A 19,904-nucleotide genomic window follows, 5' to 3' on the forward strand; every position below is an offset into this window, starting at 1 on the left:
CGAAGCGATGTCATTTCGCCTGAGCACGCGCCCGCACGGGCACCCTACCCTGCGCCTGATCGCATCGCGCGCGGCGCCGTTCGCACTCGCGCTGATGCTGGCTGCGTGCAAGATGCCCGTGCACACGGATGCCTCCGCGCCGCCGTCCGATCCGTTCATCCCCGCCGCCACGCAGTTGCTCGACAACACGAAATGGCAGCTCACCGAATGGAAAGAGGCCAACGGCACGCTGCGTACGCTGCCCGGCGTAACCGCGTCGACGGCCGCTGCACCCGCTGCACCCGCCACGACCGCCGCCGCGGCGGCAGCGAACCCGATCACGCTCGAACTGTCGACGGCGACCGGCCAGCGCCACGCGAGCGGCTTCTCGGGCTGCAACCGCTACGCGGGCGCCTATGCGCTCAAAAACGGCCTGTTGTCGTTCGGTACGCTTGCGGGCACGCGCATGGCGTGCATCGGCGCAGGCGGCGACATCGAGGGCGCCTACCTCGACGCGCTCAGCCGCATCACACGCAGCGGCGTGCAAATGCACGCGCCACAAGCACTGCTGCTGATCCTCGACAACGGTGACCGCCTGACCTTCACGCATCCGGCCGACGCCGCACCGGCGGCCCAGCCGAAGCAGTGATCGGCCCGCGACCAACCCGCGACCAACCCGCGCTTGAACCGCACTTAAACTGCGATTGAACCGCGCTTGAGCCGCGATTAACCCGTGCAAAACCCGTGATCGCCCCGTAACCCACGCGCGCGCCGCGAACCGGCGCGCCGTTTTGTCGGATGCGCACGGGCCGCGGCGGCCCGCACGCAGCACCACCAGCACGAAGGCGAGCGTGGCGCCGCTGCAAACCGCGTATCGGCCCGGTCGGCCGAGCGGTTAAACTCCACGGGTTGCACTACTTCCATTCGTTGACCTCTGGCATGCACACGGTAGTTCCTGGCTGGTTCGGCGCCTCATCCATCTGGCTCATCCCTCTGATCTGGCGTCTCGTCAAATCCGTGCTGCCCGGCGGCACAGGTCTGCGCGGACCGGGCACGATCCGGCTCTGGCTGGGATTTCTCGGCGTACTCGTCGCGAGCTGCACGCTCGAAGCCACGCTCATTCACATCAACGGGTTCAACGCGCTCGGACAGGCGCTGGCAATGGGGCTCGGGAAGCACGTCGGCCGCGTCGCCACGCCGCTCTCGATGCTCGCGCTCTTCCTCGCGAGCCTGCCCTGGTTGTTCGATTCGCACTGGCGCAACATGCTCGCGCTCGCCGACGTATCGCTCGGGCTCGGCCTGAACATTCGCGCGCGCCGCGACGATGGCGATGCGCCGCGCGGCGGGCGGCGAAGCGGTCGCCAGGCAGGCGGCGACGCGGCTTCCGCACAGGGCACCAGTGGCCTCTTTCCCCTTGATTCGCCGGCCACGCTCGATGGTTCGCGGCCCCGGCGCCCGACCCCGTGGCACCCGCCCGCGACGGGCAGACGCACAACGGGCTCAACGAGCGCCACGGGCGCGGCAGCAGCGCGCGGCGAGGTGGCACGGGAGGTGCGGGAGACCGCGACGCGGCGTGTCGAGCCGCGTCTGTCGGACACAGCGGATATCGCACCTGACTCGGATCTGAGCGAGCCCGCAGCGCCATCAGGATGGCTGCACGAAACGCCCGCCGCCACCGCGCTCGCCGCGACGGGAGCGGCTGCGGCCATCGATGCGCGCGCACCGATGGCGCCCGCCATACCGCCGCTCAAGCCGACACCCGGCGGCAGCACGCCGTGGCGTGCCGAACCGGTCCGTCCTCCGGTTTCGGCGGCGCACGCGAACGCCTCCGGCGTTTCGGCTGCATCCGGTACCGCGCATGGCATGCGTGGCGCAACGGCAACGCCGCCGCTCGATGGAATCAAGCCGACCTTTGCAAGCTCGCTGCCGACCCGGCGCAACGTCGCGCAGCCGGTCGCGGGCAACACGGCTGCGCGCGTTGCGGCATCCGTGGCGCCGCCGCGTCCGCCGAGGCCGCCGCGCCCGTTCGTCTGGCCGACGAAATCCGCGCTCGCCGCAATGCAGGCGCAATCCGCCAACAAGCCGATGGCCGCGACGCCCGCCGCGCGCCCGGTTGCTCCGCGGCCCGCGGCGCCGGTCGACGCGCAACCGCGCGTGCCGCTTTCGGACGACGTGCTCGAAACGCTGCGCTCGATCGACGAGAACACTGCGCGCTGGACGACGCTCGCGGGTGCGAGCCTTGCGCGCAGCACGGACGCGGACGTTCTTGCACAAGCTGCGGCCGCCCATCGCGAGCACGGACCGGCGCCCCGACTCCCGGACGCCACGCAGGACAGCGCAGCGCAAGCCGCTGTTACGTCGAGCGACGCAGCGAACGCAGTGAACGCGGCGAACGTGCACACGACTGTGGGACTGCTTCCGGCGACCTCCGCCGAAGTATGGCAACCGGAGCAGCACGTCGCCGCAGCGGCCGACGGCGAGACGAACATGTCGCCAGCATTCGGCGTGTGGCAGGCCCACACTGCAACCGCGACTTTCACGCCGCATTCCAGCTCGCTCCCGACAGTCGATGCGCCTCAGCCAGCACAACCAGCACAGCCAGCCGTGTCGTACGACGCAGCGCCGGTCGCTGCCTCGACGCCGAACGATCTGCACGACGCACATGAAGCGCACGACGCACATGAAGCGCACGACGCGCATGAAGCGCATGAAGCGCATGAAGCGCATGAAGCACATGAAGCACATGAAGCGGTGATCGTGCACGATCCGGCGAACCTATCAGACGCAGCGCTCCCCGCCGCGTCAGCGTTCGTCGCTGCGCCCAACGCGGATGCGCAACCCCAAACACCGCCTGCACACGCCGCGACACCGGATGCATCGCCGTACGGCGCAAGCTCGCATCAGAGCGCGTCCGCATCGGCTGCACAGGACGATGCGGCCGATCCATTCGCGTTCGCCCAGTCGCCGCAACCGTCCTGGCCAGCGACCGAGCATGGCCTTGCGCCGTGGACCCTGCTGGACGACGAGCCGGCCGGCGTTGCCGCAGCAGCACCATCGGTCCCGACGCCCGCAGACGATCACGAAGCGTTCACCCCCAGGCTCGCGGACATACCGACACCCGCAGCTTCCGGCACGGCCCACGCCGACGCACAAGCACAAGCAACGCCCGTGGCGAGCGAAACAATCGACGCAGACGAACCCGCCCTGCCCGCTTCCGACACAGCGGCAACCGGCTCGAATATCGTGCGTTTCCCGCGCATCGCGCATGACACGCAGCGCGTGACGACAGAAGCCGCCGCGCCCGTAGCGGCGAGCGCGAGCGACCTCGGGCAGCAGATCGAAAGCACCGGCACGGCGAACGTTCCCGCGTGGCATGCCGCAGCGTCATTCGGCTGGCAAGCGACGCAGCCTGCCCTGGCAAACGTGCTGGCAGACGCGCCGGCAGACGTAGTGACAGATACGCCGCCGAGCATGGATGTGGCCGCAATCGCACCCGTGCCGATGCCGCCCGTGCTGATGCCATTGAGCATGGATCTTGCGCCCGCACCGTGGGAAATCCCGCTTCCGAACACGACGGACGCACTCAAGGCGCCAGACGCACCAACCGCACCGGACGCACCAATCGCACCCAATACAGCCGATGCAACGTACGCGGCCCCGGCCGCCGCTGAAGCGATACCAGAAGCCGCTTCGCGCCAGCCGGTGCGCGGCCACGCGCCCACGACGTTCGCGTTCCAGCCGCTCGCCGCATCGACGGTCGAACTGCCCGGCCTCGATCTGCTCGAAAGCGCGTCCACGGACATCGACCCGGTCCCGGAAGCGGCGCTCGCCGAGACGGGCCAGCTGATCGAGCAGCGCCTCCAGGAGTTCAAGGTGCCGGTCACGGTGGTCGGCGCGTCGGCGGGCCCGGTCATCACGCGCTTCGAAGTCGAGCCCGCGCTCGGCGTGCGCGGCAGCCAGATCGTCGGTCTCATGAAGGACCTTTCGCGCGGTCTCGGTCTCACGTCGATCCGCGTGGTCGAAACGATCCCCGGCAAGACCTGCATGGGCCTGGAACTGCCCAATGCGCGCCGCCAGATGATCCGGCTCTCCGAGATCTTCGAATCGGCGCCCTGGCTGCGCTCGACCTCGAAGCTCACGCTCGCGATGGGCAAGGACATCGTCGGCCAGCCGGTCGTCACCGATCTCGCGAAAGCGCCGCACATGCTCGTCGCGGGCACGACCGGCTCGGGCAAGTCCGTCGCAATCAACGCAATGATCCTCTCGCTCCTCTACAAGGCCACGCCCGAGGACGTGCGGCTCATCATGATCGACCCGAAGATGCTCGAACTCTCGGTCTACGAGGGCATTCCGCATCTGCTCGCGCCCGTCGTCACCGACATGAAGCTCGCCGCCAACGCGCTCAACTGGTGCGTCGGCGAAATGGAAAAGCGCTACCGGCTGATGTCGGCCGTGGGCGTGCGCAATCTGGCGGGCTTCAACCAGAAGATCCGCGACGCCGCCGCGCACGAGAAGAAGATCGGCAATCCGTTTTCGCTCACGCCCGAGGCGCCCGAACCGCTCGCGCCGCTGCCGATGATCGTCGTCGTGATCGACGAGCTCGCCGATCTCATGATGGTGGCGGGCAAGAAGATCGAGGAGCTGATCGCGCGGCTCGCCCAGAAGGCGCGCGCGGCGGGCATCCACCTGATTCTCGCGACGCAGCGGCCTTCGGTCGACGTGATCACGGGTCTCATCAAGGCCAACATTCCGACGCGCGTGGCGTTCCAGGTGTCGTCGAAAATCGACTCGCGCACGATCCTCGACCAGATGGGCGCCGAGTCGCTGCTCGGCCAGGGCGACATGCTGTTCCTGCCGCCCGGCACGGGCTATCCGCAGCGCGTGCACGGCGCGTTCGTCGCCGACGAGGAAGTGCACGCCGTGGTCGAGTATCTGAAGCAGTTCGGCGAGCCGGAGTACGTGGAGGGCATCCTGGACGGCCCGACGAGCGAAGGCGCAGCGCAGGACCTCTTCGGCGACACCCCCGATGCCGAAGCCGATCCGCTCTACGACGAAGCCGTCGCGTTCGTCGTGCGCACGCGGCGCGCGTCGATCTCGTCGGTGCAGCGGCAGTTGCGCATCGGCTATAACCGCGCGGCGCGGCTCGTCGAACAGATGGAGGCGGCGGGCCTCGTCTCGCCGATGGGCATCAACGGCAGCCGCGAAGTGCTCGCGCCCGGGCAGCCCGAGTAAGGCACACACGGCACGCGCCAGCGCCCTGCCGGGCGCGCGCCGCTTGTGGCCCGCCTGTTGGCGCGTTTGAACGTTAGAGCGCGACGAACTTGAAATCGACCGGCGAAGGGATATCGAGCCGCTTCGGGTCCGGCCCGAGCAGCCCGGTCTGCGGATCGCGGCGGAACACATAAGCGGTGTCGCTGCCCTGGTTGCCGACGATCAGCCAGCGACCGGTCGGATCGATGGCGAACTCGCGCGGCGCCTTGCCGAGGCTCGACTGGCGTCCGACGCGCGCGAGCTTCCCGCTCGTTGCGTCGACAGCGAAGATCGAGATGTCGTTGGCGTCGCCGCGATTCGATACGTAAAGAAAGCGCCCATCCGGCGACAGATGCAGCGCCGCTGCGCCCACCGCGCCCTTGAAGCCGGGTTCGACGAGCGGCTCGACCTGTTCGGGCGTGAGGTGCCCGTCGCGATAGCGCAGCACGGTGACCGTCGCATCGAGTTCGCTCGTGAGATACGCGTGGCGTCCGTCGTTGCCGAAGACCAGATGGCGCGGGCCGGAGCCCGCCGGCATGGCCGTGTAGCGCGCCTCGGCCAAGTCAGCCGGTGCGACCGCCGCGCCGCCGCCGCCCGGCGTATAGCGGTAGACATAGAGCTTGTCGGCGCCCAGATCCTGCGCGAAGACGAAACGGCCGTCGGGCGAGAACACCGTCGAGTGAACATGCGCATTGTCCTGGCGCCCCTTTACCGGACCGCCGCCCTCGTGATGCACGGTGAGCGCGGCGGCGCCGAGCGTGCCGTCGGGTTCGACGGGCAGCACCGCGAAGCTGCCGCCCGGATCGGCGGCGATCGAGTAGTTCGCAACGAGCAGATAGCGCCCGTCGGGCGACAGGCTCAGATAGCATGGATCGTTGCCTTCGGCCGACACCTTGTTCAGAAACGTGAGCCGCCCGCTCGCGGAATCGAAGCCGAATGCGCTCACGTCGCCGCGCAGCGAAGCCGGGCCGTCGTCGCCGGGCAGTTCGTTGACCGCATAGACGAAGCGTGCGTCGCGGCTCACGACCAGATACGACGGATTCACGGTTTTCGCAACGCTCAACGGCGTCGCTTCACCTGTGTTCGTGTCGAAGCGATAGACGTAAAGCCCTTCGCCCTTGCCGCCGGTGTAGGTCCCGACGATCAGGTTGAAGATGCCGCCCGCGGACGCGGCGGCGGACGATTGTGCGAAGGCGGGGGTGGCGGCAGCGCAGGCCATGATGACAAAACCTTGGGCGATTTGATGAACAAGTCTGCGCGCAAACGCGCGCAGGCGGGACCGGAATGAAACAGGCACGGCATATGCGTGTGCGGGACGCGTGAACAAGTCGATCTCCTGTCTGATTGCAGCTGACTTCAGTCAATTGCGGCAAAGCGGATCGGCGGGGCGCGCGAGTGCGCAATGATCTGATGAATCCGGATCGAGTATACGAGAGCGGTTGAACGCCCGCGCGCCAGCTGCGCCCGGCCCGCCAGGCCATAAGGAGCAAACATGAACATCCATCTCGCCATCGGCCCGCTCGCTTCGGTGATCGCGGGCGTCCTGATTCTCGCGGCGCCGCGCCTGCTCAACTACATCGTCGCGCTCTATCTGATCATCATCGGGCTGATCGGACTCTTTGGCGTCCACGGCCACCTCTGAACACCCCTCGCGCCGCGCAATGGGCCATTGCGCACGCACAGCAGCAAAACGCGTTGCACGACGGACCCCGCACCCACTAATCTTGTGCGTACATCCGCCATTAAACCCTGCAACGCCTGCCAGAACACCAGGGCCTGTTCACGTTAGTGACGGGCTTGCGCTGGCGGCCAGAAGGGCCGAGCGCAAGGATTGCGACGAAGCGAATACTCGATGTATTCGCGAGGAGCATGACGCAGCGATCGGCCCTTCTGGCGGCCAGCCCCTGGAATGAAAAACCTGGTTTGGGGAACGTACCTTGCCGGGCGCATTGCGGCGTCGCGCGTCGCTTGTTTGGCTCGGCCAAACGGCGCTCCTTGCTCCTTGCACTGCGCCCGGCAAGGTACGTTCGCAAGCCCGTTATTAACGTGAACAGGCCCTTACATGCCCGCCCTCATCGAAGACTACGCCCTGATCGGCGACGGCCACACGGCCGCGCTGGTGTCCCGCACCGGCTCCATCGACTGGCTCTGCTGGCCGCGCTTCGACTCCGGCGCCTGCTTTGCCGCGCTGCTCGGCACCGAGGAGAACGGCCGCTGGCTGATCGCACCCGAAGCAGCCGACAGCGTCAAGATCAAGACCACGCGCCGCTACCGGGACGAGACCCTGATCCTCGAAACCGATTTCGAAACCCCCGAAGGCGCGGTCACGCTGATCGACTTCATGCCGCCCGGCAACGGCTGGTCGGAACTCGTGCGCATCGTCGTGGGCCGCCGCGGCACGGTGCGCATGCACACCGAACTCGTGCTGCGCTTCGACTACGGCTTTTCCGTACCGTGGGTGAGCCGGCTCACGTACGAAAGCGGCATCAAGGCGATCGTCGGCCCGGATACCGTCGTCCTGCGCACGCCCGTGAAGCTGCAAGGCGAGAACATGCGCACCGTCGCGCAATTCGAAGTCAAGGCGGGCGAACGCGTGCCGTTCTCGATGTCGTATGCGGCCTCGCATCTGCGCCTGCCGCCGCCGCGCGATCCGTTCACGGCGCTCGCGCGCACCGAAAACTACTGGTCCGAGTGGTCGGCGCGCGGCACAGTCGAAGGCCGCTGGGCCGGGGCGATCCGCCGCTCGCTCATCACGCTCAAGGCGCTGGCCTACGAGCCGACCGGCGGCATCGTCGCCGCGCCCACCACCTCGCTGCCCGAGCAGCTGGGCGGCACGCGCAACTGGGACTACCGCTACTGCTGGCTGCGCGACGCGACCATCACGCTGCTCGCCATGATGCGCGGCGGCTACTTCGACGAAGCGCGCGCCTGGCGCGACTGGCTTGGCCGCGTCATGGCGGGCTCGCCGTCGCAGTTGCAGATCATGTACGGACTCGCGGGCGAGCGCCGCCTGCCCGAATTCGAAGTCGACTGGCTGCCCGGCTACGAGGGCGCCAAACCCGTGCGCATCGGCAACAACGCGGTCGGGCAGCTTCAACTCGACGTCTACGGGGAAGTGGCGAACGCACTGCATCTCGCGCGCGTGGGCGGACTGCAGGCCGACGATACCGCGTGGGCGATCCAGACTGCGATGCTCGAACACCTCGAACAAATCTGGACCGAACCCGACGAGGGCATCTGGGAGACGCGCGGCGGGCGCCAGCACTTCACGTTCTCGAAGGTCATGGCCTGGGTGGCGTTCGACCGCGCGGTCAGATCGGCGGAGAAGTTCGCGCTGCCGGGACCGGTCGATCACTGGCGCCACGTGCGCGACGCGATCCACACGACGATCTGCGCACGCAGCTTCAACCCGAAGCTCAACTCGTTCACGCAGACCTACGACGGCACCGAACTCGACGCGAGCCTGCTGCTCATGCCGCTCGTCGGCTTCCTGCCCGCGTCGGACTCGCGTATCGCCGGGACGGTTGCGGCGATCGAGCGCGACCTGATGTGGGAAGGCTTCGTGATGCGCTATCGCACGACCGAATTCGACGACGGCCTGCCGCCCGGCGAGGGCACCTTCCTCGCATGCAGTTTCTGGATGGTCGACAACCTCGCACTGCAGGGCCGTATGGACGACGCGCGCCGGATGTACGAGCGGCTGCTGTCGCTCGCCAACGACGTCGGCCTGCTATCCGAGGAATACGATCCGGTTTCAGGGCGGCTGGTCGGGAATTTCCCGCAGGCGTTCTCGCACGTCGCACTCGTCCATACGGGCCTGAATCTGATGCGGCACGAGCAGGAAATGGCGAAGGAAATCGGCCATCCGCCGTGTGCGGGCGTACCTGCGGAAACGGAAACTGTTACGGCGCCGTGACTGTTGCGGCGCCGTGACGCAAACGATGCGTTTTCCGCAGCTGCGTTAAACTAATGTTGTTGCGCTGCACAACGATCTGGCACTCGAAAGAAATTTGTGTGGCGCTTGTATTGAAACGCTGCGGCGCACCGTATATTTACCAACTACAACCTGTCCGGCTCACTTTCGCAACGCGCGATTACGACGCACAAGCGAGCGTGAGCCGGATTCGAACCACATCTAGACCGCTGGAGCGCCCATGCTCTACCACATCCGTGAATATCAGCGTGCACTGCTGAGCCCGCTGACCGCCTGGGCGCAGGCCGCCTCCAAGTCGTTTTCGAATCCCTCGAGCCCGTTTTCGCTGGTGCCGGGCGCAATGCGTCTCGCCGCTGGTTACGAGCTGCTGTATCGGCTCGGCAAGGATTACGAGAAGCCGGAATTCAACATCCGTCAAATCGTCAAGGACGGATTCAACATCCCGATCGTTGAGCAGACCATCATCGAGAAGCCGTTCTGCCGCCTGCTGCGCTTCAAGCGCTACGCCGACGACAGCTCGGCGGTCACGACGCTCAAGGACGAGCCGACCGTGCTGGTCTGCGCGCCGCTCTCGGGCCACCACGCCACGCTGCTGCGCGACACCATCAAGACGCTCTTGCAGGACCACAAGGTCTACGTCACCGACTGGATCGACGCGCGCATGGTGCCGCTCGAGGCCGGCCCGTTCCACCTCGACGACTACGTCGCGTACATCGAGGAATTCATCCGCCATATCGGCGCGCGCAACCTTCACGTGCTCTCCGTGTGCCAGCCGACCGTGCCGGTGCTCGCGGCCATTTCGCTGATGGCGAGCCGCGGTGAAGACACGCCGCTCACGATGACGATGATGGGCGGCCCGATCGACGCGCGCCGCAGCCCCACGTCGGTGAACTCGCTCGCCACCGAGCATTCGCGCGAGTGGTTTGCAAACAACGTGATCCACACGGTGCCCGCGAACTACCCGGGCGAAGGGCGCGCCGTGTATCCGGGCTTCCTGCAGCACGCGGGCTTCGTGGCGATGAATCCGGGCCGCCATGCCGCGTCGCACTGGGACTTCTACAAGAGCCTCCTGCGCGGCGACGAGGAAGATGCCGAAGCGCACCGCCAGTTCTACGACGAATACAACGCCGTGCTCGACATGGCCGCCGAATACTACCTGGAGACGATCGAGACCGTGTTCCAGGAATTCCGCCTCGCGGAAGGCACGTGGGACGTGGCCGGCGAGCGCGTGCGGCCGCAGGACATCCGCAACACGGCGCTGCTCACGATCGAAGGCGAACTCGACGACATCTCGGGCGCAGGACAGACGCGCGCCGCGCACGACCTGTGCACGGGTATCCCCGAAGAGCACAAGCATCACCTCACGGCTGAGAAATGCGGCCACTACGGCATCTTCTCGGGCCGCCGCTGGCGCACGATCATCTACCCGCAACTGCGCGAATTCATCCGCCAGCACCAAAAGGCGAAGCAGCACGCCAACGAAAGCGCGGTCGCCTGACCTGCCGCACGCCAACCTACCTGACGCAGCGCGCCTGAGTACCGGACGCGCGCGTACACACGCACATCCTGTGCGGCGCGTGCGCGTCAAGCTGAGCCGGTTGCGAAGCCCTGACGCTACTTGCGCATCAGGAACGCGAGCAGCATCTCGGTGTTGAGCCGGACCATCTCGGCGCGTTCGACAGGTGTGCTGAAGTCGCGCCCGAGCGTCGCCGCGAGCGTGAAGCGGTTCGACACGATGTAGTAGCCCATTCCCGAAAGCGTCACGTAAACCCGCAGCGGATCGAGGTTCGAGCGGAACAGTCCCGCCGACTCGCCGCGCGCGAGAATCGCACCGAGCGTCGCGACGATCGGCGAAATCATCTCGCGGATCCGCGTCGAGGTCTGGATGTAGCGGGCCTCGTGCAGGTTCTCGTTGTTGATGAGGCGCAGGAACTCGGGGTGCTCGCGGTAGTAGTCCCAGACGAAATGCGCGAGCCGCGTGACCGCCTCGACCGGCGCAACGTCGGCGAGGTCGAGCGAGCGTTCGGCTTCGTTCAGCGCGAAGAACGCGTGCTCGAGCACGGCTGTAAACAGTTGCTCCTTGCTGCCGAAGTAGTAGTACAGCATGCGCTCGTTGGTTTCCGCGCGGCGTGCAATCTGGTCGACGCGCGCGCCGAACAGGCCGCCACTTGCAAACTCTTCCGCCGCTGCGAGCAGGATACGACGACGTGTGCCTTCAGGATCTCTTTTGATTTTGGGTTGATTCATGGTGGCAGGATCGCTCGGTAAGCCGCGTTTCCGGATCACGCTGCATGGGCTCTCCTCACCGGCAGCAGCGTTGAACGGGGCGCGCCAGATTAATGGACAGACACCCTTCATCCTACGGTCTTGCGTTACCTTTTTTAATTGTCAGTCCTGGTTGCCGTGTTCTGCACCTTCTTCCGGCGCTATCTGGCGGCTCTTTCCCCGGACACGGTACTTCGACGCCTTACTTCGACGCCTTACTTCGACGCTGTACTTCGACGCTGTACTTCGAATTAAGCGCTTTGATTATGGCACATGGCCCGGCAATGGCAATGCGTGAAATCGGCGATAATGGTTACTTTGGCGCCGCGACCGCACGCCGCAACGTTGCGGCGCGCAAGAGGTGACCCGGCCCGCCCAGACGCCGCAACAGTGAAAGATTCCAAAACGCTTGCAGACCGCATCGAGGATCTGCTGCCCCAGACGCAATGCACAAAGTGCGGCTACAACGGCTGCCGGCCCTACGCCGAAGCCATCGCCGCAGGCACGGCCGGCTATAACCAATGCCCGCCCGGCGGCGCCGAAGGCGTCGCGCGCCTCGCGGAGCTGCTCGGCAAGCCCGTCATTCCGATCAATCCCGTCAACGGCGCCGAACGGCCGCGCCCGGTCGCGTTCATCGACGAAAGCCTGTGCATCGGCTGCACGCTGTGCATGCAGGCCTGCCCCGTTGACGCGATCGTCGGCGCGCCCAAGCAGATGCACACGATCGTCAAGGATCTCTGCACGGGCTGCGATCTTTGCGTGGCGCCCTGCCCCGTCGATTGCATTGCGATGATCCCGATCACCGGCACGGCGACCGGCTGGGATGCCTGGACGCAAGACCAGGCCGACGAAGCCCGGGTGCGCTACGGGCGCCGCGAGGCACGGCTCACCAGCGAGCGCGATGCAGCCGAAGCGCGCGCCGCAGCCCGGCGCGCGGCCGCTTCGCCGGCCTCTTCACCGACGGCTTCACCGGCGGCTTCGGCAGCGAGCGCCACGTCCAGCACAGAATCCGCGGCAACCGCGCCGGGCACGGCCACGCCCGCGAGCGACGCCGAAGCGAAGAAAAAGGCGATCATCGAAGCCGCGCTCGAACGCGCGCGACGCAAGAAGGCGGAGATGGCCGAGCGCGGCGTTGGCCCGCGCAACACCGAAAACGTCAGCGCCGACGTGCAGGCACAGATCGACGCAGCCGAAGCGCGCCGTCGCCGCCTCGGCGTCGGCGAGTCCGCGCAGAACGACGAGCCCGCCCCTGCGTCCCACCGCGACAACAAGCGCGGCAAGAACGACGACACGCCCGCCTGAGCGGACCCGACCACGCCCACGATCGATGAACGCCACCAAGCGCCGCGCCATCTACGAAACGCTGCAGAGCCTCAATCCGCACCCGAAACCCGAGCTCGAATTCACATCGCCATTCGAACTCCTGATTGCCGTGATGCTCTCGGCGCAGGCAACCGACGTCTCGGTCAACAAGGCCACGCGCAAGATGTTTCCGGTCGCGAACACGCCGGAGAAGCTGCTTGCGCTCGGCGAGGAAAGCGTCGCGGACTACATCAGGACCATCGGTCTTTATCGCTCGAAAGCGCGCAACGTGATCGCGACCTGCGAGATCCTGCTCGCCCAGTACGGCGGCGAAGTCCCGCACACGCGTGAAGCGCTCGAAGGCCTGCCCGGCGTCGGGCGCAAGACGGCGAACGTGGTGCTCAACATCGCATTCGGCCAGCCGACCATCGCCGTCGATACCCACATCTTTCGGGTTGCGAACCGAACCGGGCTTGCGCCCGGCAAGGACGTGCGCGCCGTCGAAGCCGCGCTCGAAAAATTCACGCCGCCCGAATTCCGCCAGGACGCGCACCATTGGCTGATCCTGCATGGACGCTACGTGTGCAAGGCGCGCCGCCCGGAATGCTGGCACTGCGCAATCGAGCCGCTCTGCGAGTTCCGGCCGAAGACGCCGCCGCCCGATCTCTGAGCGACGCCCCCGGCCGAACCGCGACCGCGCACTGCGCGGCGTAAAATGAGCCTTCGATTCAAACGTCACGCACCATCACAGAAGATGTTCAATCCCAGCCGCGACGAAGTCCGCCACTTTTTCACCGAGACCTGGCGCAAGCAGCGCGCGGGCGAAATTCTCACGCCGCTCGAAGCGATTGCCGCCGACTGGATCATCGAGCATCCGGAGTACCACGCGGAACTCGCCGATGCCGACGCAGCAGCCGGGCAGGACTACTCGCCCGAGCGCGGCCAGAGCAACCCGTTCCTGCATCTGTCGATGCACCTCGCCATCAGCGAGCAGCTTTCGATCGACCAGCCGCCCGGCATCCGCGCGGCGCACGAACGGCTCGCGGCGCGGCTCGGCACGACGCACGACGCGCAGCACGCGATCATGGAATGTCTCGGCGAAACGATCTGGGAAGCGCAGCGCACCAACACGCCGCCCGATAGCGACGCCTACCTCGCCCGCATCCAGCGCCGCGCCTCGCGCGACTGACCCCACCTCGCCCGCTTGCAGCACGCATAAAAAACCCCGCGAAGGTCTCGCTGAAAAGCGTGAGACCTTCGCGGGGTTTACCCGCTAATGCCGGGATTGAAGCAATATGCGGCGCCTGCCCTGCGCGTCAACACACCACTACTTCTTGTTCACCAGATCGCCGCTGAGCGATTCGATATACGCGGCGAGATCCTTCATGTCGGTCTGCGAGAGGCTCTGCACCTGCGCCTGCATGATCGGATTGTTGCGGCCCAGATGCGGGTTGCCATTGCCCATCTGATACTGGCGCAGCGCCCAGTAGATATAGTCCGCGTGCTGGCCCGCGAGCTTCGGATATTCGGGGCTTATCGGCTTGTTCAGGTTGGCGCCGTGGCAAGCGGCGCAGTTATGGGCGTCGGCGAGCCGCTTGCCGTTCGACGCGTCGGCTGCGTGCGCCGGGTTGAAAGCAAGCATCGCGGCCAGCGACGCCGCACATGCGGCACCTTTCACGAGCGCGGCAAACGCGTGGCCGTCAACATCGGCGCAAAAGAACTGCGAGAACTGCGAGGACTGCGCGGCCTGGGTGGGCTTGTTCATGAATTCTCCTGTGTCGGCCAGCGTTGGCGCGTCGACCAGAGCGAGCACTTGCGCCGCTACTCCGGTCCCCTGCAAGTCGATTGCCAACAGGTGCCGCTTACCTCTCGGGATTGTTCTTCGACGTAGCGGTCTGCGCCGCGTAGTAGGCCGCGATATCGGCGATGTCCTGCTCGGTCAGCGAGGAGGCAATCGCATGCATCGTCGGAAAGCGCCGGTCGCCCTTCTTGTAGCCGCGCAGCGCGTTTTCGATGTACGCGGCGTTCTGGCCGCCCAGCATGGGAACGTGATAGACCTCGGGATAGGCCGCGCGATAGTCGGGAATACCATGACAGCCGATGCACATCGCCACCTTATCCCGACCCGCCTTTGCGTTGCCGACGATGTCCGCGCGAGCCGTGGCTGCAAAACCCGCCAGTGCCGCCAACGCCCCGATTGCGACGTGCCTGCCGATAATTTTTTTCATAGCATTCAACCTCGCTTGAGGGGAACCGAACGCCCGGGCCGCAGATGACGGCCAGCGCCGTGTTTTGCTGTGTTGTGCCGCGTTGCTCCGCTACGTTGCTCCGTATTGCGCAGTATGAACTGCCCGCTCTTTTACTCGCTTTTACTCGCTTTTATTTTTTTATGTCGCCGCGCAAGCCGAAAAAAATCGAACCGATTGTACCGCGACGCCCTGCCGCACGTCCACACGGTGCGCCACGCCTGGCGGGCCCTGGCGGGCAGCGAGAAAATACGGGGGCGCGCACCCTGCGGCACGCAAAAGCGCCTTCCGACACCGCATCGCATCTGACTTATACTGGGATTTTTTTTCAGCGAGCGGCTTCATCATGTGCGCCAGGCGTTTCGAAGGCTCATCGCAGTACGTCGCCACCGACGATCTCAAACTCGCGGTCAACGCCGCGATCACGCTTAAACGCCCGCTGCTCATCAAGGGTGAACCCGGCACCGGCAAGACCATGCTGGCCGAGGAAGTCGCCGCGGCGCTCGAGATGCCGCTCATGCAGTGGCACATCAAGTCGACCACGAAAGCGCAGCAGGGCCTCTACGAATACGATGCGGTCTCGCGGCTGCGCGATTCCCAGCTCGGCGACGAGCGCGTGAAGGACATCGGCAACTACATCGTGAAGGGCGTGCTGTGGCAGGCGTTCGAATCGGATGAACAGAGCGTGCTGCTGATCGACGAGATCGACAAGGCCGATATCGAATTCCCGAACGATCTGCTGCGCGAGCTCGACCGCATGGAGTTCTACGTCTACGAGACGCGCGAACTCATCAAGGCGAAGCAGCGTCCGCTCGTCATCATCACGTCGAACAACGAGAAGGAACTGCCCGACGCGTTTTTGCGCCGCTGCTTCTTCCACTACATCAGCTTCCCCGATGCAGCCACGATGCAGCGCATCGTCGAGGTGCACTATCCGGGCATCCGCAAGCAACTGCTGAACGCCGCGCTCGAAAGCTTTTTCGAGCTTCGCAACGTTGCGGGCCTGAAGAAAAAGCCTTCGACGTCCGAGCTGCTCGACTGGCTCAAGCTGTTGCTCGCGCAAGAGATTCCCCCCGAAGCGCTGCGCGCGGCCGACGGCCAGAAGTCGATGCCGCCGCTCGCGGGCGCGCTGCTCAAGAACGAACAGGACATGACCCTGTTCGAGCGGCTCATCTACATGAACCGGCATAACCGTTGAAGTCCGCCGCTGAACCGCGCCGCTGAACTCTGCCGCTGAACCCCGCGCAGTCCGCCAAGGGAAACCCAGGAAAACCCGCTATGAGCCGCTGGATCGAACCCGTCACACTGAAGGGCGAGCATGTCACGCTGGAGCCGCTCACGGCGCAGCACACGCAGGCGCTCGCCGCCGCAGCCGCCGATGGCGAACTCTGGAAGCTCTGGTACACGAGCGTGCCCGCGCCCGGCGAAGAAGGCGCGTATGTCGATGCCGCGCTCGCCATGCGCGAGCGCGACGGCACGCTGCCGTTCGTGGTGCGCGATGGCGCAAGCGGCGACGTGATCGGCTCGACGCGCTTTTTCAACGTCGACGAAAAGAACCACCGCCTCGAAATCGGCCACACGTGGTACGCCAAACGCGTGCAGCGCACCGGTCTGAACACCGAAGCGAAGCTGCTGCTCCTCACGCATGCGTTCGAGAAACTCGGCGCAATCGCCGTGGAGTTCCGCACCCACTTCATGAACCACGCGTCGCGCGCCGCCATCGCGCGCCTCGGCGCCAAGCAGGACGGCATCCTGCGCAATCATCAGGTCGGGCGTCAAGGCGAGTTGCGCGATACCGTCGTGTTCTCGATCATCGCGAGCGAATGGCCCGCCGTGCGCGAGAACCTGTTGCTCAAGCTCGCACGCTGACACCGCGCGCACGTCGCGAGCCCGGAGACACCGCATGCTGATCGACTTCTTCTACACGCTGCGCGACGCGAAGCTGCCGGTTTCCGTGAAGGAGTACCTGACACTCGTCGAAGCGCTCAAGGAACGCGTGATCCCGCCGTCGCTCGACGAGTTCTACTTCCTCGCGCGCATGACGCTCGTGAAGGACGAGCAATACTTCGACCGGTTCGATCAGGCTTTCGGCGCGTATTTCCGCGGCATCGAGAAGAAGTCGGAACTCGCGTTCGACATCCCCGAGGACTGGCTGAAGAAGCGGCTCGAACGCGACTTCACACCCGAACAGCGCGCGCAGATCGAGGCGATGGGCGGCCTCGACAAGCTCATGGAGCGCTTGAAGCAACTATTCGAGGAACAGAAAGAGCGTCACGAAGGCGGCAACAAGTGGATCGGCACAGGCGGCACATCGCCGTTCGGCCATGGCGGCTTCAATCCCGAGGGCATCCGCATCGGCGGCGAAGGCGGCCAGCGCAGCGCCGTGAAAGTGTGGGACGCGCGCGCGTTTCGCGACTACGACGACCAGGTCGAGATCGGCACGCGCAACATCAAGATCGCGCTGCGGCGGCTGCGCCGCTTCGCACGCGAAGGCGCGCACGAGGAACTCGACCTGGACGGCACGATCCGCAGCACCGCCGCGAATGCGGGCTGGCTCGACCTCAAGATGGTCCCCGAGCGGCACAACAACGTGAAGGTGCTGATGCTGCTCGACGTGGGCGGCTCGATGGACGATCACATCCGCCGCACCGAGGAACTCTTTTCGGCGGCGAAGGCCGAGTTCAAGCATCTGGAGTTCTACTATTTCCACAACTGCATCTACGACCATCTGTGGAAGAACAACCGCCGCCGCCACGCCGAGCGCATGCCCACCTGGGACCTGCTGCACAAGTTCACGCCCGACTACAAGCTGATCTTCGTCGGCGACGCCACGATGAGCCCTTACGAAGTGCTGCAGCCGGGCGGCTCGGTCGAGTACAACAACCCCGAAGCGGGCGCCGTGTGGCTGCGCCGTCTCGCCGACCACTTCCCGCGTTTCGCGTGGCTCAATCCCGAGCCCGAGCACCTGTGGGAGTACCGCCAGTCGGTGTCGATCATCCGCGAGATACTCGGCCACCGCATGTATGCGTTGACCGTCGCCGGGCTCGAGACAGCCATGCGCGCGCTCAGCAAGTAACGCCCACGCAGTAACACCCAGGCAGTAACGCCAGAATTACAGACAAGCATGACGAGGAGACACACTGCATGACCGCGCCTTCATCCCCCGATCTCCGGGCATTCCGGCCCGGACCGCTACGGCCTTTCGCGGACACGTCCGTGTCCACGGTGGTCGCAGGCTTCGTCGCGATGATGACGGGCTACACGAGTTCGCTCGTGCTGATGTTCCAGGCCGGCCAGGCCGCCCATCTGAGCGACGCGCAGATTTCTTCGTGGATCTGGGCGCTTTCCATCGGCATGGCCATCTGCACCATCGCCCTTTCCCTGTGGTTTCGCGCACCGATCGTCGTCGCATGGTCCACGCCGGGCGCGGCGCTCCTCATCAGCTCGCTGCCGCATGTGCCCTATGCCGAGGCGATCGGCGCGTATCTCGTCTGCGCGCTGCTGCTCACGGCGGTCGGGCTCACCGGCTGGTTCGACACGCTCATGAAGCGCATCCCGGCAGGCATCGCAGCCGCGCTGCTCGCGGGCATCCTGTTCGAGATCGGCATCGAGATCTTCCGCGCCGCGCAATACCAGACGCCGCTCGTGCTCACGATGTTCTTCGCCTATCTCGTCATCAAGCGCTACCTGCCGCGCTATGCGATCGTCGCCACGCTCGTCGTCGGCATCGCGGCCGCCGCCGCGCTCGGGCTGCTCGACTTCAGCCACTTCCGCGTGGCCGTCGCAAAACCCGTGTTCACGATGCCCGCGTTCTCGGTTGCGGCCATCGTGAGCATCGGCATTCCGCTCTTCGTCGTCGCGATGGCATCGCAGAACGTGCCCGGCATCGCCGTGCTGCGCGCCGACGGCTACGATCACAAGAGCGCGCCCTCTTCGCCGCTCATCGCGACAACCGGCATCGCGTCGCTCGTGCTCGCGCCGTTCGGCTCGCACGGCGTCAATCTCGCCGCGATCACCGCCGCGATCTGCACCAGCTCGCACGCGCACGAGGATCGCACCAAGCGCTACATGGCTGCGGTGTGGTGCGGCGTGTTCTATCTGATCGCGGGCACGTTCGGCGCGACCATCGCCGCGCTCTTCGCTGCCTTCCCGAAGGCGCTCGTCGTCTCGATCGCGGCGCTCGCGCTGTTCGGCTCGATCATGAGCGGCCTGACCTATGCGATGCAGGACGCAAGGCAGCGCGAAGCCGCGCTCGTCACGTTCATGGTGACGGCCTCGGGCCTCACGCTACTGTCGATCGGCGCGGCGTTCTGGGGGCTCGTCGCGGGCGTGATCACGCAGGTCGTGCTGAGCGCGCGGCGCACCTGAACCTGCTGAATCCGCTGAACCCCGCTGAACCCGGACTCAGGCGCCGTCGCAGCGGGCAAGCGGCGGCGGTCCCGACCGCGTCATCGCAGCGCCCGGCAATCCGCCATAAAATGGCAGACGTGATCCGCGCCCCCGGCACGGCAGCGTTGCCGGGCCCCGCCTGGGCCCGGCCTGGGCACCACGCACGCCCCACCGCATTCTCCCGGCGCGCCTTCGGGCGCACGGCCGTTCAACTTTCAACTGTCACGGCGCCTTCGCGCCCTCAAGGCCTGACATGACTACCGCACTCGAGCAGCTCAAGCAGTACACCACCGTCGTCGCCGACACCGGCGACTTCCAGCAGTTCGTGCAGTACAAGCCGCAAGACGCGACGACCAACCCGTCGCTGATCCTCAAGGCCGTGCAAAAGGCCGAATACCGGCCACTGCTCGAGAAAACCGTGCGCGATCACGCGTCCGAATCGGTCGAATCGATCATCGACCATCTGCTGATCGCCTTCGGCACCGAGATCCTCAAGATCATCCCGGGCCGCGTCTCGACCGAAGTCGACGCGCGCCTCT

The 19,904-nt window shown here is 66.0% G+C and carries 17 protein-coding genes; 13 read left to right on the forward strand and 4 right to left on the reverse strand.

Annotation, left to right across the window (positions count from 1 at the left end; translation table 11 throughout):
- Window positions 1-7 precede the first annotated feature (7 nt).
- Both Q0L30_RS07590 and Q0L30_RS07595 read left to right on the forward strand, forming a co-directional pair.
- On the forward strand, window positions 8-628 hold the full coding sequence (locus Q0L30_RS07590) for an META domain-containing protein (protein ID WP_296653344.1): 621 nt from the start codon (window positions 8-10) through the stop codon (window positions 626-628).
- Between the two features lie 290 nt (window positions 629-918).
- A complete protein-coding gene (locus tag Q0L30_RS07595) occupies window positions 919-5,211 on the forward strand; it encodes a DNA translocase FtsK (RefSeq protein WP_296653346.1) in 4,293 nt (1,430 codons plus the stop codon).
- 73 nt (window positions 5,212-5,284) lie between these two features.
- Here the strand turns inward: Q0L30_RS07595 and Q0L30_RS07600 are convergent, their stop codons facing one another.
- Window positions 5,285-6,448, reverse strand: a complete 1,164-nt coding sequence (locus Q0L30_RS07600) for a lactonase family protein (RefSeq protein WP_296653348.1) — start codon at window positions 6,446-6,448, stop codon at window positions 5,285-5,287.
- A 273-nt stretch (window positions 6,449-6,721) separates the two neighbouring features.
- Between Q0L30_RS07600 and Q0L30_RS07605 the strand changes: the two genes are divergently transcribed.
- The 3 genes from Q0L30_RS07605 (at window position 6,722) to Q0L30_RS07615 (ending at window position 10,661) form a co-directional block, all read left to right on the forward strand.
- Window positions 6,722-6,871 carry a DUF3096 domain-containing protein gene (locus tag Q0L30_RS07605; protein WP_296653351.1) on the forward strand — a complete coding sequence of 50 codons (150 nt, stop codon included), beginning with the start codon at window positions 6,722-6,724 and terminating at the stop codon, window positions 6,869-6,871.
- Between the two features lie 420 nt (window positions 6,872-7,291).
- Entirely contained in the window at window positions 7,292-9,145 is a 1,854-nt protein-coding gene (locus Q0L30_RS07610; RefSeq protein WP_296653353.1) for a glycoside hydrolase family 15 protein, read from the forward strand.
- A gap of 238 nt (window positions 9,146-9,383) precedes the next feature.
- Entirely contained in the window at window positions 9,384-10,661 is a 1,278-nt protein-coding gene (locus tag Q0L30_RS07615; protein ID WP_296653355.1) for a polyhydroxyalkanoate depolymerase, read from the forward strand.
- 116 nt (window positions 10,662-10,777) lie between these two features.
- On the opposite strand, the gene Q0L30_RS07620 is transcribed toward Q0L30_RS07615, so the two are convergent.
- Complete coding sequence (locus tag Q0L30_RS07620) at window positions 10,778-11,410, reverse strand: TetR/AcrR family transcriptional regulator (RefSeq protein WP_296653357.1); 633 nt, start codon at window positions 11,408-11,410, stop codon at window positions 10,778-10,780.
- A gap of 408 nt (window positions 11,411-11,818) precedes the next feature.
- Here Q0L30_RS07620 and rsxB point away from each other — a divergent pair, with 408 nt between their 5' ends.
- The 3 genes from rsxB (at window position 11,819) to Q0L30_RS07635 (ending at window position 13,919) form a co-directional block, all read left to right on the forward strand.
- A complete protein-coding gene (gene rsxB / locus Q0L30_RS07625; protein WP_296653360.1) occupies window positions 11,819-12,730 on the forward strand; it encodes an electron transport complex subunit RsxB in 912 nt (303 codons plus the stop codon).
- Between the two features lie 25 nt (window positions 12,731-12,755).
- Window positions 12,756-13,400 (forward strand): endonuclease III, encoded by a 645-nt coding sequence (gene nth / locus Q0L30_RS07630; protein ID WP_296653363.1) that lies wholly within the window; start codon window positions 12,756-12,758, stop codon window positions 13,398-13,400.
- Window positions 13,401-13,484: 84 nt separating this feature from the next.
- Window positions 13,485-13,919, forward strand: a complete 435-nt coding sequence (locus tag Q0L30_RS07635; RefSeq protein ID WP_296653366.1) for a DUF1841 family protein — start codon at window positions 13,485-13,487, stop codon at window positions 13,917-13,919.
- A gap of 138 nt (window positions 13,920-14,057) precedes the next feature.
- Here the strand turns inward: Q0L30_RS07635 and Q0L30_RS07640 are convergent, their stop codons facing one another.
- Window positions 14,058-14,372, reverse strand: coding sequence for a cytochrome c (locus tag Q0L30_RS07640; RefSeq protein ID WP_296653393.1), 315 nt, complete (start codon window positions 14,370-14,372; stop codon window positions 14,058-14,060).
- 220 nt (window positions 14,373-14,592) lie between these two features.
- Window positions 14,593-14,958, reverse strand: coding sequence for a c-type cytochrome (locus Q0L30_RS07645; RefSeq protein ID WP_296653367.1), 366 nt, complete (start codon window positions 14,956-14,958; stop codon window positions 14,593-14,595).
- A gap of 364 nt (window positions 14,959-15,322) precedes the next feature.
- Here Q0L30_RS07645 and Q0L30_RS07650 point away from each other — a divergent pair, with 364 nt between their 5' ends.
- From Q0L30_RS07650 to Q0L30_RS07670, 5 genes are all read left to right on the forward strand, one after another.
- Entirely contained in the window at window positions 15,323-16,174 is an 852-nt protein-coding gene (locus tag Q0L30_RS07650) for a MoxR family ATPase (RefSeq protein WP_296653370.1), read from the forward strand.
- A gap of 80 nt (window positions 16,175-16,254) precedes the next feature.
- Window positions 16,255-16,845, forward strand: a complete 591-nt coding sequence (locus Q0L30_RS07655) for a GNAT family protein (RefSeq protein ID WP_296653373.1) — start codon at window positions 16,255-16,257, stop codon at window positions 16,843-16,845.
- 34 nt (window positions 16,846-16,879) lie between these two features.
- A complete protein-coding gene (locus tag Q0L30_RS07660; protein WP_296653376.1) occupies window positions 16,880-18,052 on the forward strand; it encodes a VWA domain-containing protein in 1,173 nt (390 codons plus the stop codon).
- Window positions 18,053-18,120: 68 nt separating this feature from the next.
- Window positions 18,121-19,344: a benzoate/H(+) symporter BenE family transporter gene (locus Q0L30_RS07665; RefSeq protein ID WP_296653377.1), complete on the forward strand. Its 1,224-nt coding sequence runs from the start codon at window positions 18,121-18,123 to the stop codon at window positions 19,342-19,344.
- Window positions 19,345-19,618: 274 nt separating this feature from the next.
- Window positions 19,619-19,904, forward strand: a 286-nt coding sequence (locus tag Q0L30_RS07670; RefSeq protein ID WP_296653380.1) for a transaldolase family protein, incomplete at its 3' end; no start/stop codon positions are given.

The sequence above is a fragment of the Paraburkholderia sp. genome (assembly GCF_024281035.1).
GTDB lineage: Bacteria > Pseudomonadota > Gammaproteobacteria > Burkholderiales > Burkholderiaceae > Paraburkholderia.

Excerpts from the sequence above, each read along its gene's own strand:
- Q0L30_RS07590 (WP_296653344.1), top strand. The coding sequence starts at position 8 with ATGTCATTTCGCCTGAGCACGCGCCCGCACGGGCACCCTACCCTGCGC.
- Q0L30_RS07620 (WP_296653357.1), bottom strand. The coding sequence starts at position 11,410 with ATGAATCAACCCAAAATCAAAAGAGATCCTGAAGGCACACGTCGTCGT.
- Q0L30_RS07665 (WP_296653377.1), top strand. The coding sequence starts at position 18,121 with ATGACCGCGCCTTCATCCCCCGATCTCCGGGCATTCCGGCCCGGACCG.
- Q0L30_RS07635 (WP_296653366.1), top strand. The coding sequence starts at position 13,485 with ATGTTCAATCCCAGCCGCGACGAAGTCCGCCACTTTTTCACCGAGACC.
- Q0L30_RS07600 (WP_296653348.1), bottom strand. The coding sequence starts at position 6,448 with ATGGCCTGCGCTGCCGCCACCCCCGCCTTCGCACAATCGTCCGCCGCC.
- Q0L30_RS07610 (WP_296653353.1), top strand. The coding sequence starts at position 7,292 with ATGCCCGCCCTCATCGAAGACTACGCCCTGATCGGCGACGGCCACACG.
- Q0L30_RS07660 (WP_296653376.1), top strand. The coding sequence starts at position 16,880 with ATGCTGATCGACTTCTTCTACACGCTGCGCGACGCGAAGCTGCCGGTT.
- Q0L30_RS07650 (WP_296653370.1), top strand. The coding sequence starts at position 15,323 with ATGTGCGCCAGGCGTTTCGAAGGCTCATCGCAGTACGTCGCCACCGAC.
- Q0L30_RS07615 (WP_296653355.1), top strand. The coding sequence starts at position 9,384 with ATGCTCTACCACATCCGTGAATATCAGCGTGCACTGCTGAGCCCGCTG.
- Q0L30_RS07605 (WP_296653351.1), top strand. The coding sequence starts at position 6,722 with ATGAACATCCATCTCGCCATCGGCCCGCTCGCTTCGGTGATCGCGGGC.
- Q0L30_RS07655 (WP_296653373.1), top strand. The coding sequence starts at position 16,255 with ATGAGCCGCTGGATCGAACCCGTCACACTGAAGGGCGAGCATGTCACG.
- Q0L30_RS07645 (WP_296653367.1), bottom strand. The coding sequence starts at position 14,958 with ATGAAAAAAATTATCGGCAGGCACGTCGCAATCGGGGCGTTGGCGGCA.
- Q0L30_RS07640 (WP_296653393.1), bottom strand. The coding sequence starts at position 14,372 with ATGCTTGCTTTCAACCCGGCGCACGCAGCCGACGCGTCGAACGGCAAG.
- nth (WP_296653363.1), top strand. The coding sequence starts at position 12,756 with ATGAACGCCACCAAGCGCCGCGCCATCTACGAAACGCTGCAGAGCCTC.
- Q0L30_RS07595 (WP_296653346.1), top strand. The coding sequence starts at position 919 with ATGCACACGGTAGTTCCTGGCTGGTTCGGCGCCTCATCCATCTGGCTC.